The 16916-nt window shown below is 47.2% G+C and carries 11 protein-coding genes; 8 read left to right on the forward strand and 3 right to left on the reverse strand.

The features are described 5' to 3' along the window. The first annotated feature begins 141 nt into the window (after positions 1-141). A complete protein-coding gene (gene gyrB / locus CHA6605_RS12505) occupies positions 142-2079 on the forward strand; it encodes a DNA topoisomerase (ATP-hydrolyzing) subunit B (protein WP_015159803.1) in 1938 nt (645 codons plus the stop codon). A gap of 128 nt (positions 2080-2207) precedes the next feature. On the opposite strand, the gene CHA6605_RS12510 is transcribed toward gyrB, so the two are convergent. Both CHA6605_RS12510 and CHA6605_RS12515 read right to left on the reverse strand, forming a co-directional pair. After that, positions 2208-3107: a (2Fe-2S) ferredoxin domain-containing protein gene (locus CHA6605_RS12510; RefSeq protein ID WP_015159804.1), complete on the reverse strand. Its 900-nt coding sequence runs from the start codon at positions 3105-3107 to the stop codon at positions 2208-2210. A 113-nt stretch (positions 3108-3220) separates the two neighbouring features. Then, a complete protein-coding gene (locus CHA6605_RS12515; protein ID WP_015159805.1) occupies positions 3221-5797 on the reverse strand; it encodes a TonB-dependent siderophore receptor in 2577 nt (858 codons plus the stop codon). Positions 5798-6551: 754 nt separating this feature from the next. Here CHA6605_RS12515 and CHA6605_RS12520 point away from each other — a divergent pair. The 7 genes from CHA6605_RS12520 (at position 6552) to CHA6605_RS12550 (ending at position 12045) form a co-directional block, all read left to right on the forward strand. Then, positions 6552-7574, forward strand: coding sequence for a FecCD family ABC transporter permease (locus tag CHA6605_RS12520; RefSeq protein WP_015159806.1), 1023 nt, complete (start codon positions 6552-6554; stop codon positions 7572-7574). Further along, positions 7571-8614 carry a FecCD family ABC transporter permease gene (locus CHA6605_RS12525; protein WP_015159807.1) on the forward strand — a complete coding sequence of 348 codons (1044 nt, stop codon included), beginning with the start codon at positions 7571-7573 and terminating at the stop codon, positions 8612-8614. Before CHA6605_RS12520 ends, CHA6605_RS12525 begins: the two co-directional genes overlap by 4 nt. Continuing rightward, complete coding sequence (locus tag CHA6605_RS12530; protein ID WP_015159808.1) at positions 8608-9492, forward strand: ABC transporter ATP-binding protein; 885 nt, start codon at positions 8608-8610, stop codon at positions 9490-9492. Before CHA6605_RS12525 ends, CHA6605_RS12530 begins: the two co-directional genes overlap by 7 nt. 70 nt (positions 9493-9562) lie before the next feature. Next, the gene (locus tag CHA6605_RS12535) at positions 9563-10324 is read left to right on the forward strand and encodes a hypothetical protein (protein WP_015159809.1); all 762 of its coding nucleotides are present in this window, start codon (positions 9563-9565) and stop codon (positions 10322-10324) included. 75 nt (positions 10325-10399) lie between these two features. Beyond that, the gene (locus tag CHA6605_RS12540) at positions 10400-10624 is read left to right on the forward strand and encodes a DUF433 domain-containing protein (protein WP_015159810.1); all 225 of its coding nucleotides are present in this window, start codon (positions 10400-10402) and stop codon (positions 10622-10624) included. Continuing rightward, the gene (locus CHA6605_RS12545) at positions 10621-10953 is read left to right on the forward strand and encodes a DUF5615 family PIN-like protein (RefSeq protein ID WP_015159811.1); all 333 of its coding nucleotides are present in this window, start codon (positions 10621-10623) and stop codon (positions 10951-10953) included. The genes CHA6605_RS12540 and CHA6605_RS12545 overlap by 4 nt, the downstream gene beginning before the upstream one ends. A 21-nt stretch (positions 10954-10974) precedes the next feature. Continuing rightward, entirely contained in the window at positions 10975-12045 is a 1071-nt protein-coding gene (locus CHA6605_RS12550; protein ID WP_015159812.1) for an iron-siderophore ABC transporter substrate-binding protein, read from the forward strand. On the opposite strand, the gene CHA6605_RS12555 is transcribed toward CHA6605_RS12550, so the two are convergent. Further along, entirely contained in the window at positions 12022-16788 is a 4767-nt protein-coding gene (locus tag CHA6605_RS12555) for a non-ribosomal peptide synthetase (RefSeq protein ID WP_015159813.1), read from the reverse strand. The genes CHA6605_RS12550 and CHA6605_RS12555 overlap by 24 nt on opposite strands. Positions 16789-16916: the final 128 nt, after the last annotated feature.

The following is a 16916-nucleotide window of genomic DNA, read 5'->3' on the forward strand; positions in this document are numbered from 1 at the left end:
ATAAATATAGATCGTCTGACTCTCAAAAATATTCCCAAAACTATCTAGATTCGTCTATAGCCTATTTGTGTTATAATTTTGGAGTGATTTCTCATCAATAGAGCCAAAAGCGGCTTGTGACTCATTATTGGAGTATCGTTTATGACCAGTGATTATGGTGACGACAACATTCGGGTATTGGAGGGACTAGAAGCAGTCCGCGTCCGACCGGGGATGTATATCGGTTCGACAGGGCCAAAAGGACTCCATCATTTAGTATATGAGGTTGCGGATAACTCGATCGATGAAGCACTGGCTGGTCATTGCAAGAATATCGATATCTCGATTAACGCCAATGGTTCGGTGACTGTCATCGATGACGGACGGGGGATTCCCGCTGGGATCAACCCGCAGACTGGTAAATCGACCATCGAGACAGTATTAACAGTACTCCACGCTGGGGGGAAATTTGGGGATGGGGGTTATACCGTCTCTGGTGGTTTGCATGGAGTCGGGATCTCGGTGGTAAACGCGCTCTCGTCGCATGTAGAAGTTAAGGTCTGGCGGAATCAGAAAATTCATACCCAGCGGTTTGAGAAGGGTTTTGCCGTCTCTGGATTGGAAGTAATGCCAAGTCCAGAAAATCGGACGGGGACGACGGTAACTTTTCAACCAGATCCAGAGATCTTCAAAGAATCGACTGAATTTGACTTTGCAACATTAGCCAGTCGATTTAAAGAGTTAGCCTATCTCAATGCTGGCATTCGGATTAGTTTTAGTGACTACCGATTGGAACTATTAGGTACTGACGAACCCAAGGTCGAAAATTATTATTTTGAGGGTGGGATTCGGGAATATGTTTCCTATCTAAACGAAAATAAGCAGCCGCTGCATGAAGAAATAATTTACATCAGCCAAGAGCAAGATAAAGTCCAAGTTGAAGTCGCACTTCAGTGGTGTGTTGATGCTTATTCGGATAATATTTTGGGATTTGCTAATAATATTCGGACGATCGATGGGGGGACGCATTTAGATGGATTGAAAGTGGTATTGACCCGTACCATGAACTCGATCGCGCGCAAACGGAATAAACTTAAAGAAGGAGATGCCAATCTCGGCGGTGAAAATATTCGCGAAGGTTTAACCGCGATCGTATCTGTTAAAGTTCCCAATCCAGAGTTTGAAGGGCAGACTAAAACTAAGCTCGGAAATACCGAAGTCCGCAAAATTGTAGACTCGATCGTCTCTGAAGCTCTGACTGAATATTTAGAGTTTCGTCCGAATATTGCCGACGCTATTTTAGACAAAGCAATTCAAGCTTTTAATGCCGCAGAAGCAGCCAGACGTGCGAAGGAATTAGTTCGCCGGAAATCGGTATTAGAGTCTTCAACTTTGCCTGGTAAATTAGCAGATTGCAGCTCAAAAGATCCTAGTGAATCCGAGATTTTTATCGTAGAAGGAGATTCGGCAGGTGGTTCTGCAAAACAAGGCAGAGACAGGCGTTTTCAGGCAATTTTACCCCTGCGCGGTAAGATTTTAAACATCGAAAAAACCGACGACGCGAAGATTTATAAAAATACTGAAATTCAAGCTCTAATTACGGCATTAGGTTTGGGTGTCAAAGGTGAAGATTTTAAATCAGAACAATTGCGTTATCACCGGATTTGTTTGATGACAGATGCCGACGTCGATGGTGCCCACATTCGGACGCTGTTGTTGACATTCTTTTATCGTTACCAGCGATCGCTGATCGATGAAGGGTACGTCTATATCGCTTGTCCGCCGCTCTATAAATTAGAGCGCGGACGCAATCACTACTATTGCTATAGCGAACGCGAATTGCAACAGAAAATTGCTGAATTTCCGGCCAACGCCAACTATACAATTCAGCGATTCAAAGGTTTGGGAGAAATGATGCCCCAACAGTTGTGGGAAACTACAATGGATCGAGAAACTCGTACACTCAAACGTGTAGAGATTCAAGATGCTGCTGAAGCCGATCGGATCTTTACCATTTTAATGGGCGATCGCGTGGCACCGCGCCGCGAATTTATCGAAACCTATGGGCCGAAATTAGGGCTGATGGATTTAGATATTTAGGCTCGGTTGGTGCGATCGGTTCTCTTTACTAAATAGGATAAAATGTAGCGACATCTATATTTTATCCTCATCCTGCACATGGACTTTTACTTAAACTCTTGATTAAGCGTACCGGAGGTAATCGAATTTTAACCCTGCGAAGCTTGGGGATATAAATGCTTGGTTATTTTCTGATTTTTGCCTAAGTGTTGAGTGACAATTTCTTTGGCAACATCTGGAGTTACTCGTGTATACCAAGTATGCTCGCGATCGCGATCGTCACCAGAATAGAAGACAATCGGCCCCATTTTACAGACTTGCAGACAGCCAGCAGCAGTTAAATCTACACTCAGATTAGCAGCTTTTAATTCTAAGGCGATCGCATCATAAACCGATTGCCAATCGCGCCCATTATTACACCGACTCGATCGACAGACAGAAATATAAGGACGAGTTAAAGGATTGGTTTCATAGGGGATATCCATCGTCCCCAATACATAAATCTGGCGTAGATTTTCGTACACTGCTAGTTTAGTGAGATCGGGTTGATGCTCCGGCAAAAAGTCTTCACCTTCACCCAAAAAAGGATTGGGCAAGAAGATAGTCATCATCTTTTCGCCGTCTCCATTCCAGAACTGAATGCCCCAACTTTGGGGCTTTCCTCGATCGTTTAATTGTCGATATAATGCCGCTCGACTGACTTGTCTGGCTTGACGTATTGCTGGAGAATTGGTGCGCTCTGGGCCGCCTTGATTTTCGCCGATGCACAGGTGCATGTGCCAGCCTGGGGCAATTACCGTCAGATAGCCATCATACATCCAGCAAGCCTTGGGCGCAGTCTCAAATTCTAACTCTAAGACGCTACCATTAACGATATGACCTAATCCCAATTCTTGCCAATGTTCTTGAAATAAAGAATGTAGCATCGGCCCCAATACATCAAAAGTTGCTGGGAAGTCTTCATACTCGCGTGAATTGTCTGCATCGATCCGCTCTAGATCGATTTTATTTAATGGTGTTACTCGCCGCTGAAAATTACTAGCTATCATATTTATTACTTTTCTAGTTGTAATCTCTATTTCTCTAGACTCATTCCAAAAATACAAATTGCCAACAGCCAGTCTCGGTTTACGCTCAAACTTTGACTGCTGGGAGCTAATTTTTAAAACTGCCAAGAAGCTGTTGCTTGAATAGTAAAGGGATCGCCGTAAAAATTGGCAGAACCGCGACGGTTGCCTAGAGTTTCGACGTACTTGACATCGCCGATATTTTTGAATGCCAACCCAAATCGCCAATCTTCTGACTTATAAAAGAGTGCGGCATTGAGAGTTACATAACTATCCGCAGTATAACTATTAGCCAAATCGCCTTGACGTTCGCCGACAAAATTTAACCCCGCACCGAGACCGAATCCTTTCAAGCCGCCTTGCAGAAACTCATAGGTAGTCCATAAACTCGCCGCATTTTCGGGTACGCCATAGAGCTTATTGCCGATGAGCGCGGGATCGCTATCGGCAGTGATTCGCCCATTAGTATTGGCATAGGTGGCGATTAGTTTCCAGCCAGGAGAGATCTCGCCAGAGATATCGACTTCGATTCCTTGGCTGCGCTGCTGACCGGAGGCGATCGAACCGAAGCTACTGTTAGGATCGGGGACGGCAACATTATTCTTGGTAATATCGAAGTACGCTAGTGTCGCTAATACTTTGCCATCGAATAGTTCGGATTTGACCCCAAACTCATAACCTTGACCGCGTTGGGGTTCTAGCACTTGTCCGGCGGCGTTGAGGTCGGTGTTGGGTTTAAAGGATTGAGAGTAGCTACCGTAGAGCGAGACGTTAGGAATGATTTTGTATACCAAACCCACGCGGGGAGTTAATGCGCTAGCGGTACTGGCAGTGTTGGTAGCTGCGAGTAAATCGTTATTATTTTGGGAAATGGTATCGTAGCGAAGGCTGGCGAGGAGTTTGAGGCTATCGGTTAGACCGATTTGGTCTTGGATATAGGCTCCATAACTATCGGAAAGGACGAGATTGTCGGTAAAGGGCGCGAGGGCGGCTTGGCTGGGTTTGACCAATCCATAGGTGGGATTGAATAAATCCAGAATACTAGGGGTGGGATCGAGGCTATTGCTAGTGCGACTATCTCGGCGGATATAATCGACCCCAGCTAGCAGCGTATGGCTGACAGAACCCGTTTTAAATTCGCTAATTAAGTTAGTTTGAAAGGTATAGTCTTTGAGTAAGGCGGTTTGGTTGGCGGGGAAGCGAACGACAGCATTGAGGGTATCGTTAAATGTCGGTAAGGCAACTACGCCAAAGTCAAATTGATAGGATGAATACTGAAAGCTATTTTTGAGCTTGAGTTGCGGAGTGAAGCGATGTTCGAGGTTATATCCGATCTGGATGGCAGTATTGGTAACGGTATCGTCTGGTTCGCTAATGATGCGATTAATCGGCACATCAGCGACTTTATTCCCGACTGCGGGCAACCCAAAATCTGCTCCACGTCTACCATTGATGTATTCGAGCGATACATTTAAATCGGTATTCTCGCCAATTTTTCCGGTGACGGTAGGTGCAAACACAATCTTACGATTGCTGGTAGTCAGATCGCGCACGCTGTTGCCAGTTTCAAATACCCCATTGATGCGACCGAGAATACTGCCATCGGGAGTGAGGCGATCGGAAAGATCGAATCGAGCGCGAGTAGAATTGCGACTGCCAAGCAGTATTTCTACTTCCCGAAATGGATCTTTGAGGGGTTTTTTCGTAATTAGGTTAATCAAGCCGCCAGGTTCGATCGCTCCAGAGAGAATGGACGCTGGACCTTTGAGGACTTCGATCCGTTCTGCGGTAGCAATATCGGTCGTCGGTGGCGTGACGCCATCAATATCTCCCCGCCTGAAGCCATTCCGCACGATCGCACCACCCGAAAACCCACGAATGATTAACTGTTCGCCACCGCGCGATTGACCGTCACCATTAAAAATTACGCCACTGACATTGGCGAGGGTTTCTTTAACTTGAGTCGCCTGCCTGTCGCGAATTAATTCGGGTGGGATAATCTGTACCGAAAATGGTGTTTCTAAAATTGGTGTATTCGTCCCCGTGGCACTCGACGCATTGGGGATAAAATATCCAACTTTGCGTTTGCCTTTGACAATAATCTCGATCTCCTCGCTAGCCGCCGAGACATTCGTGGGTACCGCACTAAATACTAAGCTATCGGTACCTGTGGCGACGGTAATCTCTGGCAATGCTTCCTTCCCGGTAATGCTGACCCGGACGGATGTGGGGGTAACTTGGACGACAGAGATTTCGGCAATGCCGCGATCGGGATTAACCGCCCGATATTCGATCGCATTGGGTAAAGCAAGGGTGGCGTTGGGAATGTCGTAGGAAACTGTGACATTCGAGTTTTGGCTGGCTGGTTGGGGGATAGTTGCTGTAGGCGATTCTAAGCGAATTTCGATCCCTTTGGCGGTGGTACTGACTGTTATGCCCGTAATTTTGACTGTAGCGGCTTGTGCCAATAACTTGCGCGTCGCGGGGCGATTTGCTGCCGATACAGAAGGCTGCCCTGAATCAGAATTATTCTCAATAACTGAGCGCGCATGAGCGGGAATGGAAATCGCGATCGCCAAAATGTTAATTACAAAGCACAGTGGCAAAAATGCACCAGTGGTGAAGATTTTTTGGCGCGATAGAGCGAGATTCATGGTTTTTTGATTAGACATCGGATGTAATATTTTTTTAGATACTTCAATGATTTCGATTTATCTATTTCCGCAAACGATTTTCTGGCTAGAGGCTACTTGCGATCGGCGAAGTCGAAGTATGCCAACACGCAAACCCATTGCAGGCCAGCCCGATCGATATGCAAACGCGCGAAACCGCTCCCCGAAACCGATATGTATCGCTCGAAGAATGTAGTAGTTATATTTTTAAAATACTAAGTAAAATCTTACATTTATTGATATTTACTTGCAACTAAATTGTGAAGATTATGACAATGCTCCAAAAACTTTTAGTACAATTTTTGAGTAGGGACAATTCATGAATTGCCCGGACAGTATGGATCTCAGACATAATTAACGTCTCTATAACACTCGATCGACCTGCAAATCTAGAGTCCCCATTACGGCAGCAAACGCCAGACAGATCTGCTGTAGGCATAGCTGTTGACAGAAACGATACTTACCACTGGGAGTACGATCGCACATTTCAAATAAGAACTATTATCAACAAAGTCTAGATTGTACACGAGCGATATCTGTATTGTCTATCCCCTGCCAGACTTTTATCACATACTTAGACCGTGTCTTTTTTGCTGTGACGGCAGCAGTTAGCGTTCAAACATCGACTTTCAAAGGCCAGATCGGAGAGATTAACTGTTGAGAACTAGCAATAAGAGCTAGATCCGCCGAAAATACCATTGCAAATTATTACTAATAGTTAGTAAGATTAAATGATTAACTTTAGCAAGTATTTATGCTCGACCCCACTGTTGCGAGGTTGTCTAAATATCTGAAACCCTCACCACTATTCGGGCTAGGGCTAGGTGTGTTGGTGGCGATCGGTTGTGCGCTTTACAGCATTACTTTAGGCACTAGAGACATTTCGCTAGCAGTTATCTTCGACTCCTTTACCCAGTTCGATAATTCCTTCGAGCATCTGATTATTCAAACAGTCAGATTGCCCAGATCGCTGATGGCAATGGCTGTCGGTGCCGCGCTGGCTGTATCGGGGGCGGCGATTCAAGGCTTAACCCGAAACCCCCTTGCCGAAACTGGCATCTTAGGCATCGAAGCTGGGGGTGCCCTGGCGGTAGTCGGTACATCCTACCTGTTCGGTAGTACCCCTTCAGACTATGCCGGGGCAGCTTTTGTGGGTGCAGGCATCGCGGCGATCTTCGTCTACATCTTCGCATCCCTCGGCCCTGGGGGAGTCACCCCGCTCAACCTGACGATCGCTGGAGCCGCGATCGCCGCATTTATCGCCGCCGTCACTACCAGCATCCTGATCGTCAGCCAGAGTAGCTTAGAAGAACTTCGCTTCTGGCTGGCAGGTTCCTTGGTAGGGCGAGATTTCAACCTATTTTTACAGGTATTACCACTGCTGATCGTGGGGTTAATCCTGGCGTTTGCCCTCAGTAGCCAAATCGCCACCCTGAGCTTAGGCGAAGACGTTGCCACCAGTTTGGGACAGAACACCCTAACGATTAAGCTGTTAACGGTAACGAGTGTGGTGTTACTCGCAGGTAGTGCCGTGGCGATCGCTGGGCCGATCGGGTTTGTGGGGCTAGTCGTCCCCCACGGCGTGCGATTTTTTATCAAAACCGATTACCGTTGGATTTTGCCCTACTCGGCAGTCTACGGTGCGATTCTCCTGTTAGTTGCCGATATCGCTGCCAGACTATTAATTCAGCCCCAAGAACTACCAGTCGGCGTAATGACGGCACTTGTCGGCGCGCCAGTATTTGTCTATCTCGCCAAAACGAAAATCCGCGCATGAAAAACTGGTTAGCCATTCGCCCGCCGTTACCAGAGTCACGCCCCGATCGGCAGCAATTGCCAATCGTCCCCATCTTAGGGGGATTGAGCTTGGTAGCGATCGTCGTCAGTGTCGGGCAAGGTGAGTACCCGATCGCGATCGGCAATCTTGTCGCAACTCTGCTGGGAATCGATACAGGCAATCCCGATCTACCATTTGTGATTCAAACCTTGAGATTGCCCCGTACCTTAGTCGCCTTTTTAGTCGGTGTCGCATTGGCGATTTCGGGGGCGATTTTTCAAGGCTTAACCCGCAATCCCCTTGCCGATCCGAGCATCATCGGCATCAATGCAGGCGCGAGTTTGGCAGCAGTTACGACGATCGTGTTATTGCCCGATGCCCCAGTTGTTGTCCTACCGATCGCCGCATTTTTCGGGGCATTATTGATGGCAGCCTCGATCTATAGTTTGGCAGGAACCGGGAAAAATTCACCGATGTTATTAATTTTGCTGGGCATTGGCTTATCGGCGATCGCTAGTGCCTGCACGAGTTTAATGATTTCCTTGGGTTCTATTTACCAAGTCAGCCAAGCTTTAGTCTGGCTGGCTGGCAGCGTCTACGCTCGCACCTGGTCGGATTTATTCGCCTTGTTGCCGTGGACGCTGGTTGGTACTGCCCTGGCATTGGGACTAACGCGAGAGTTAAATGTCCTCAACTTGGGCGATGAGATCGCCGCTGGATTGGGGAGTCGCGTAAGCTGGCAACGCGCCCAGCTCGTTATCGTCGCCGTGGCGTTAGCTGGCTCGGCAGTGGCTACCGCTGGATCGATCGGGTTTGTCGGACTGATTGCCCCCCACATCGCCCGCCAACTCGTCGGGGGCAATTATCGCCAGATTTTACCAGTCACCGCCCTCATCGGGGGCATTTTAGTAACGATCGCCGATACGATCGGGCGCACGATCTTTGCCCCGATCGAGTTGCCCTGTGGTGTCGTCATCGCCGCGATCGGCGCGCCGTTTTTCCTCTATTTACTGATTCAAAATCGCTACCGCCAATGCTAGAACTCGTCGCTCAAGATCTATCCCTGGCTTACCAAGGGAACGCGATTATTCACGATTTATCCTTAACGATTCCTGCCGAAAAAATTACTGTATTAGTGGGGTCGAATGGCTGCGGCAAATCGACCTTACTCAAAGGGTTGGCAAGATTGCTCAAACCGACTAGCGGCGGGGTATATCTCGATGGTAAATCGATCCTCGCCGGATCGACCAAAAGCGTCGCCCGCCAATTGGGATTATTACCGCAAAGTCCGATCTCCCCTGAAGGTTTAACCGTCAAAGATTTGGTGTCCCAAGGTCGTTATCCCTATCAAGATTGGCGGCAACAATGGTCGATCCAAGACCGTCAAATCGTCCGCGAAGCCTTGGAAATGACCGACTTAACAGCCCTGAGCGATCGCCCCCTCGATACCCTCTCTGGCGGTCAAAGACAGCGCGCCTGGATTGCCATGTCCCTGGCTCAAAATACCAAAATTTTGTTACTAGACGAGCCGACCACATTTCTCGATCTCGCCCATCAAATGGAAGTTTTGGATCTGCTCTACCGACTCAATCAGCACCAAGGACGGACGATCGTGATGGTATTGCACGATCTCGATCGAGCCTGTCGTTATGCCGATTATTTAGTTGCCATTAAAGCCGGACGTGTATTTGCCGCAGGCACCCCAGCCGAGATCGTCACAGCAGAACTGGTCGAGGCGGTATTTAACCTCAAATGTCAGATCTATCCCGATCCGATCGCCGGAACGCCGATGTGTATTCCGATCGGTACCAAAACCTTCAATCCAGAAGCTACCGATGGCAACCATCCAGTTCGACCCAATCTGCTCGGCAGCCTCAAACCGTTGGAAGCTGAAAAGGTGTTGAGAACAGAACTATAGAAACCAGTTGAGATCTTTGAGGCGTGCGATAAGATTGGGATCGAAAATGATATGGCTTGTCAATCATCAAATGCAGATCGAACAATTGACCCAAGAGCAAAACAGTCAAGTGCCTCAGTACCGTAGTAAGTGGGAAGAGATAGCACTTACGGAAATATTCGATCGTTCTAGCGCAGAGAAAGCTATTGGACTTGTTTATTCTGCGTTGAGTTTATCGACACCAGATGTCTTCTTCGTACCCAGCCCTAAAGCTGCTGTAGAGATTATTACGTCTCAAGATTTTGGTAATCCGTTATCAGAGATGATAGCCACACAGTTTGTACAAGAGCAGTTAGATAAGTTGCCAAGCCACATTCATCAGTCTTTGCTTCACAATCTAAATAAGAGGTTCTGCTTTTTACTAAATGCAAAAATTAGTTCCATTGAAGATACTAATGGAGGAATTTTGAATCCAGTAACAAAGGTATTATCCAAAGACAAACAAAGTCGGGTTGAGAATTGCATAATTCCCTCTAGTTACGGGTGGATTCCAACAGTTGCGTTACTAGATTTCTGTGTGTCAGTTCTTCAGTGCGATCTTCATCAAACACGCTGGAATGCCCTTCAGTTAATGCTTCAACATTGTGGCAGAGTCTATCCTTTTAGGAGAGGTTGTATTGTCTGCGAACACCCTAACAGAATCAGAATGGAAGATGGAACCGACATTCAAAAGGCGAAGACAACGTTATCATATCGCGATGGGCAAAAATTTGAGTATTTATATGATGACACTCGTGGTTTTCATTGGAGAAGCAAGATAGTGCAAATGACATACAAGAAATATGAATCTTAGAAAACAGATCGAAATCTCACAAATTGAGAGAAGGCGTTAGGCTAAAATGAATCTATTACTACGATCTATATACTAATGAAATACCAAGATATTCTCACAATAGAACCTGGAAAACGTAGCGGAAAACCTTGTATCCGAGGGATGCGAATTACCGTCTACGATGTCTTGTCATATTTAGCGTCTGGTATGACCCAAGATGAAATTTTACAAGACTTTCCGTACCTCACCGCCACTGACATTCTTGCTTGCCTTAGCTACGCCGCCGATCGGGAACAGATTACCCTCACGATCGCGGCATGAAATTACTTTTCGACCATAATCTTTCACCTCGCTTAGTTCTGATTCTTGCCGATCTCTATCCTAATTCTCAACATGTTTTTCCATTACAAATGGATCGGGATGAAGATCGCCTCATTTGGGACTATGCGGCTCAAAATGAATATACAATTGTTACCCGCGACTCAGATTATAACGATCTGAGTATTGTCCGAGGTTTCCCACCAAAAGTTATCTGGATTCGTCGGGGGAATTGCTCCACCAAAGAGATTGAAGTCATTCTCAGATCGTCAACTCAGGATATTCATGAATTTTCCCAAAACCCATCACTTGGAATACTGACTTTAAGTTGAGATAGGTTCCATAGAATAACGATGAAATTTACGAATTATTTTTATAAGCTGGTTGTGGCGATCGGCTTGCTGCTGACGATCGCTGCCTGTGCGGGCAAATTAGAGCATTCGATTCGATCGATCGCGCCAACTGCAAACCGCGCTAACTGCCAGCAAATCGAGCATACCGCCGGAACGACTCAAGTGTGCGATCGACCGCAACGGATTGTCGTATTAGGCCCATATATATTAGAACCATTACTGGCTCTCGGTGTTCAACCAGTAGCCTTTGGCGACTATGCTGCTTTGCACCGAGGCGAATATACCAAACCCAGCCAACAGATTCCCTATTTAGGAAAGCGGATCGCCGGATCTGTCGCCAATGTGGGCATGGCTGGTACCCCCTCGATCGAGGCAATTGTCAAAGCAAAACCGGACTTAATTTTGGGAATAGATATTGCCAATACCCAGCACTATCAAACCCTGTCGAAGATCGCGCCCACACTAATTCTCAAATGGGGCGATCCCGATGGCAATCTCCAGACGATCGCCCAAGCCGTGAATCGCACCGAACGCGCCGCAGATTTATTGCGGGAGACAAAACAACAAATTGCCACCGCCCGCCAAGCGTTTGCCCCCCTAGTTGCCACCGCGCCCAAGTTGCTAATGCTGATTTCACCTGACTTACGCGAGGTGGGACTAGTCACCAAAATTCACAATCGCTGTAGCTCTTTACCCCAAGATTTAGGCTTTCAATTGGTCTACCCGCAACAATTTGGACAAGCACAGCCTAAGACTTTCGCGCCGATTTCACTCGAAACATTCCCCGATCTCGATGCGGCTGATGCGATCGTGTTGCTAGGGCATAACTTCCGCAATGTCTCAGAACGTTCGATTTCCAATGGGTTTGAAGAATCTCAACTGACTAAACTCCAACAAACTTGGACGAGTAACCCGATCGCCCGATCGCTCAAAGCTAGCAAAGCAGGTAAGGTCTATTTCATCCCTAGCTATCTCTGTCTGGCATTACCTGGCCCAATTGGGACTCAGCTCTATCTTGAGGAGTTAAAAAAACAACTATTAACAACATCAGGTTCGAGCCTCCTCCAGTAGGTGTGCTACCGTGGCTGCTGGTGCGGTTATGAGTTTTCTCAGAATCGACTCGTAGCTAGCGAGGAGTCGATCGATCGACTCCTCCGTATACCTTTCGATCCCATAATTAACCATTACCCGCATCGGTTTGGACATTTCTATATAAAATTCTAGGGGCGTGCCAATATCGTCGAGTTCAGCAGAAATATCATCCCATTGTTGGGTGCGGGTTTGCATGACAACTAGTTCCCAATTGGGGATGGCAGCTAAACCCTGAGTGGAGTTAGTTACAGTCAGACTCGCCATCAGATCGATCGGCGCGTGACGCTCGATTTGGCTGAGTACCGACTCAAACGGCACATCTTTATGAGCGATCGCCTCGTAGATATCCAGTTGGAGTCGATCGAGTAACATCTTGCCAGTCAGATCGGGGCAAAGTTGTGATTTTAAGATCGTTTCATTGATAAAGCAGCCCAGCATAGTTTCGGTTTGGGGTACCGTTCGATTGCCGATCGTGGTGACAATCGCAATCTCTTCTCGTCCACTTTCAGCCGCTAGAGCCAGTTGTAAGCCAGTAGAGAGAATCGCAAAACTGGTAACGCCGAGGGTTTGACTCAAGGCGGCGATCGCCTCAGCTAGAGCATCGGGGAACGCAGTAAATCCATATTTAGACTGAGAAGTCAATGTTTTAGTTGAGACGGTGGAGTCAGCATTCCCATTACCATCAACTAATTTTTGTGACCAGTAGGCTAACTGGCGATCGATTTCAACTTGATGCTCTGGCTGCTGTTGCCAAGCCACAAAATCGGCATATTGCAGCGGGACAAGGGACAATGGTGAGGGCAAACCCCGTTCGTAAGCTTGGATGAGTTGATGCAATTCGTCAATTAGCAAACTAAAGGAAGAGCCATCGGTAATAATGTGGTGCATCGTCAGTAATAACCAATGCTCCTGGGGGGCGAGTTGTAATAAGTTGGTTCGCAGTAGGGGTGCGACGGCGAGATCGAATTCAGGAGTGGCAAGATCGATCGCGAGGTTAAATGCGGCTAATTCCCGCTCGTCTGGGGGTAAGGGTTGTAAATCTTGATAACCTAATGGGAGGTGTAGTGTGGGTAAGATAGACTGGATCGGTCGTTCGTCAATCTCGCGAAATACCGTCCGCAAAATCTCATGGCGGCGGACGATTTCATTAAAGCTGCGCTCGACGACGGCTCGATTGAGATCGCCTGTAATTCGCAACACGATCGAGCTATTGAGGGCGGAACTTTTACTCCCGGCATGATGCCAAGCCCAAATCGACTCTTGGGAGAAGGAAAGGGGTGCAGATACTGAAAAGGTGCGCTCGATTGGGCGTAGGGATGATTTACGATCGATCGAGAGTCGATCGATCCGTTCTGCTAAACCAGCAACCGTCGGCGATTGAAACAGATCGACGATCGATAGTGGTACTTCAAAACTCGACAGCAATCGGGCGATTAATTTGGTAGCGAGTAAAGAATGTCCGCCCAACTCAAAAAAGTCATCATCGACACCGACTCGATTCTCTTGCATAGAGGCTATTGCTGGGGCAAACGCTCCGCTACCGCCAACGAGATTTAATACCTCACCAAAAATGCGGGCGATTTCCGTCTCGATTGGAGTGCGTGGGGCGATAAATACGTTATCTAAATCCGATCGATCGAGTTCTGGAGCGGGTAACATTTGACGATCGATCTTGCCGTTACCATTGAGCGGGAAGGCGGCTAACAGTACGAATCCCGCTGGCATCATATACTTAGGCAATCTGGTTTCCAGCAGACGGCGGAGACTGCGGATGGTTAGTTCAGAGTCAGATTCAGGCACGATATAGGCGACGATCTCTATGTCCCCGTTGGCATCTGGGCGATCGATAACCAGACTTTCGCGCACTTGAGGATGTTGAGTCAACAAGGCTTCAATCTCACCCAATTCGATCCGAAATCCGCGTATTTTTACCTGTCGATCGATCCGCCCCAGAAATTCGATATTTCCATCCGCCCAATAACGCACCCGATCGCCTGTTTTATACAGACGGGCATTGGGTTTAAAGGGATCGGGAATAAACGCTAGTGCGGTGAGATCGGGACGATTGAGGTAGCCTCGCGCCACACCTGCCCCACCGATATACAATTCCCCAGGAATGCCGCTGGGAGTCGGTTGGAGCGATGAGTCGAGGATGTAGGTACTGGCATTGGTAACTGGTGTGCCGATCGGTAGTTCGCGTCCGGTTAATTGTGCCTCTGTGAGCGCAGATAAATCGATCGTAGTGGTCACAATTGTCGCTTCAGTCGGCCCATAGCTGTTAACGAGGCGGACGTGAGGTTTAACCAGTTTTTGCCAGGTTATAAAGCGATCTCGCGCGGCTTTTTCACCGCCTAAAATTACCAACCGCACGGAGTCCGGTAGACTTAATTTCTGGGTTGACATTTCCGTTACCATCTGATGCCAGAAGGCGGTGGGTAAGTCTAAAACGGTAATTTGCCACTCATCGCAGGTATGGAGAAAAATCTCGATCGAACTGAGCATGGCTTCGGTTCGCAATACCAATGTCGCCCCACACGTCAAACAGGGAAAGATTTCTTCCGCCGCCGCATCAAAACTCAGTGAGGCAAATTGCAGCACGCGATCGCGATCGCTAATTGTATATTCCTCAATCGCTGCGGCGGTATAATTTGCCAAGGAATCATGCTGCACCATCACGCCTTTCGGTTGTCCAGTCGAACCAGATGTGTAGATAATATAAGCAAGCCGCTCGATCGGTGGGGAAACCGCTAAATCTGCGTCACTTTCTAAGTTAATCCGTTCCCAATCCCCATCGAGTAACACCACAGGAGCATCAAAATTATTAGTCCGCCTGCGCGTACTTTGCAACACCAGCAGCGGTTTCAACCGCTGAAGCAGTGATTTTTTAGTTAATAATACCGACACTTGGGCATCGGCGAGGATAAACTCCAACCGCTCGGCGGGATAATTAGGATCGATCGGTACATATGCGCCGCCAGCTTTGATAATCCCCCATAAACCCACGATCGTCTCGATCGATCGATCCACACAGATACCAACTAAACTGTCTGCTTTAACGCCCAAATTCTGGAGATAATGGGCTAATTGATTGGTACGTCGATCGAGTTCGCGATAGGTAAGTTGTTCGTCACCACAGATTACCGCCAGCGCATCGGGGGTGCGCGATACCTGTGCGGCAAAAGCTCGATCGATCCCAATGATGGGAAGATCGTTAACAGCACTCTGATTCCACGATTGTAACTGCTGCAATTCGCTCGGCGCGAGCAGCGGAAGTTCTGCCAAACAGCAGTCGGGATTGGCGACGATTCCCGCAAGTAAAGTCTGGAAATGTGCCAACAGCCGCTCGATTGTCGATTCGTCGAATAGATCGGTGTTATATTCTAGTTTTCCAATCAGCCCGATCTCAGATTCTACCAGGTGGATGGTAAAGTCAAATTGAGATGTATGATTGTCGATGCGATCGTGTTCGACAGCTAAATTTGGTAGTTCGATATTCTCGATCGAAAAGGCATTTTGAAATACCAACATCACCTGAAATAACGGTGCATAAGTTAAATTTCGAGCTAATTGTAATTCCTCTACCAATTTTTCAAACGGCAAAGTTTGATGCGCCAACGAGCCTAATACAGTTTCTCGCACGCGATCGAGTAAAATCCGAAAACTGGGATTACCTGACAAATCGCTGCGGAATACCAAAGTATTGATAAAACAGCCGATTAAATTTTCTAATTCCGGTTGCTGACGATTGGCAATCGGCGCGCCGACGAGGATATCTTCTTGCCCACTATACCGAAATAGCAACGTTTGCAGAGCAGCTAACAGAGTAACAAAAGTCGTACAACCTGTTTGCTGCGATAATGCCGAGATCGATTTAGTCAGCGGCTTAGGAATAGTAAAAGATAAGGTTTTACCTGTAAAAGATTGTACCGAAGGACGAGATCGATCGCTCGGTAATGGCAATAAATCAGGAGCTTGATGTAATTTCTGTTGCCAATAAGCCAAATCTTCTGCTAACATTTGCCCTTGTAAATATTGCCGTTGCCAGATTGCAAAGTCGGCATATTGAACTGGTAACGCCGACAAAGGGGAAGGTTTACCACTAGCAAAAGCGGCATAAATTGCACTCAGTTCGCGAAAAAAGACCCCGATCGACCAGGCATCGACGCTAATATGATGCAAGGTTAATAGCAAAATATGTTCGGTAGGAGCGCAAATTAATAGACTCGATCGTAACAATACATCGGTTGCTAAGTTAAATATTTGGCAGGCTTGGGCTTGGGCGATGCGTTCTATTTCTCGATCGCGCTCTAATGGATCTAACGATCGCAAATCGATAAAAGGAACATACCAATTACCGACAGGATGAATAATTTGAATCAGTTCGCCCGCAATAGTTTGAAAATTCGTCCGTAAAACTTCATGGCGATCGAGGATTTCAACAAGGCTACGTTCGAGGGCATTGACATCGAGATTACCAGATATTTTTAGAGAAATAGAAACATTATTAGAAACTGCACTTTGAGTTCCTAATTGGTCTTGAAACCACATCCGTTGTTGCCCAAAGGAGACAGCGAATCGATCTTGCCCAGTTGTTTTATCTCGTTTAGGTATTGCCCAAACCTGAGTTGGCTGGCTCGTCTTTTGTTGGCTTAATCGTTGTTTTAATAATGCCTGTTGTTCTGGCGACAATGCGGCAATTCTTTTTGATAAATCGTTGGTCATTAAATTAACCTATTAAATAATGTTTTAAATAAATATTTGAAATATAGTTTGATATTTACTAGTCGGAAAAATCCCCTCCTCGGAGGGGTGCCCGTAGGGCGGGGTGGGTAGATCTCCGCCACATCTCC

Source organism: Chamaesiphon minutus PCC 6605 (assembly GCF_000317145.1).
Lineage (GTDB): Bacteria > Cyanobacteriota > Cyanobacteriia > Cyanobacteriales > Chamaesiphonaceae > Chamaesiphon > Chamaesiphon minutus.

Bases quoted from the DNA above. Each gene is read 5' to 3' on its own strand.
- gyrB (WP_015159803.1), top strand. From the start codon at position 142: ATGACCAGTGATTATGGTGACGACAACATTCGGGTATTGGAGGGACTA.
- CHA6605_RS12510 (WP_015159804.1), bottom strand. From the start codon at position 3,107: ATGATAGCTAGTAATTTTCAGCGGCGAGTAACACCATTAAATAAAATC.
- CHA6605_RS12515 (WP_015159805.1), bottom strand. From the start codon at position 5,797: ATGTCTAATCAAAAAACCATGAATCTCGCTCTATCGCGCCAAAAAATC.
- CHA6605_RS12520 (WP_015159806.1), top strand. From the start codon at position 6,552: ATGCTCGACCCCACTGTTGCGAGGTTGTCTAAATATCTGAAACCCTCA.
- CHA6605_RS12525 (WP_015159807.1), top strand. From the start codon at position 7,571: ATGAAAAACTGGTTAGCCATTCGCCCGCCGTTACCAGAGTCACGCCCC.
- CHA6605_RS12530 (WP_015159808.1), top strand. From the start codon at position 8,608: ATGCTAGAACTCGTCGCTCAAGATCTATCCCTGGCTTACCAAGGGAAC.
- CHA6605_RS12535 (WP_015159809.1), top strand. From the start codon at position 9,563: ATGCAGATCGAACAATTGACCCAAGAGCAAAACAGTCAAGTGCCTCAG.
- CHA6605_RS12540 (WP_015159810.1), top strand. From the start codon at position 10,400: ATGAAATACCAAGATATTCTCACAATAGAACCTGGAAAACGTAGCGGA.
- CHA6605_RS12545 (WP_015159811.1), top strand. From the start codon at position 10,621: ATGAAATTACTTTTCGACCATAATCTTTCACCTCGCTTAGTTCTGATT.
- CHA6605_RS12550 (WP_015159812.1), top strand. From the start codon at position 10,975: ATGAAATTTACGAATTATTTTTATAAGCTGGTTGTGGCGATCGGCTTG.
- CHA6605_RS12555 (WP_015159813.1), bottom strand. From the start codon at position 16,788: ATGACCAACGATTTATCAAAAAGAATTGCCGCATTGTCGCCAGAACAA.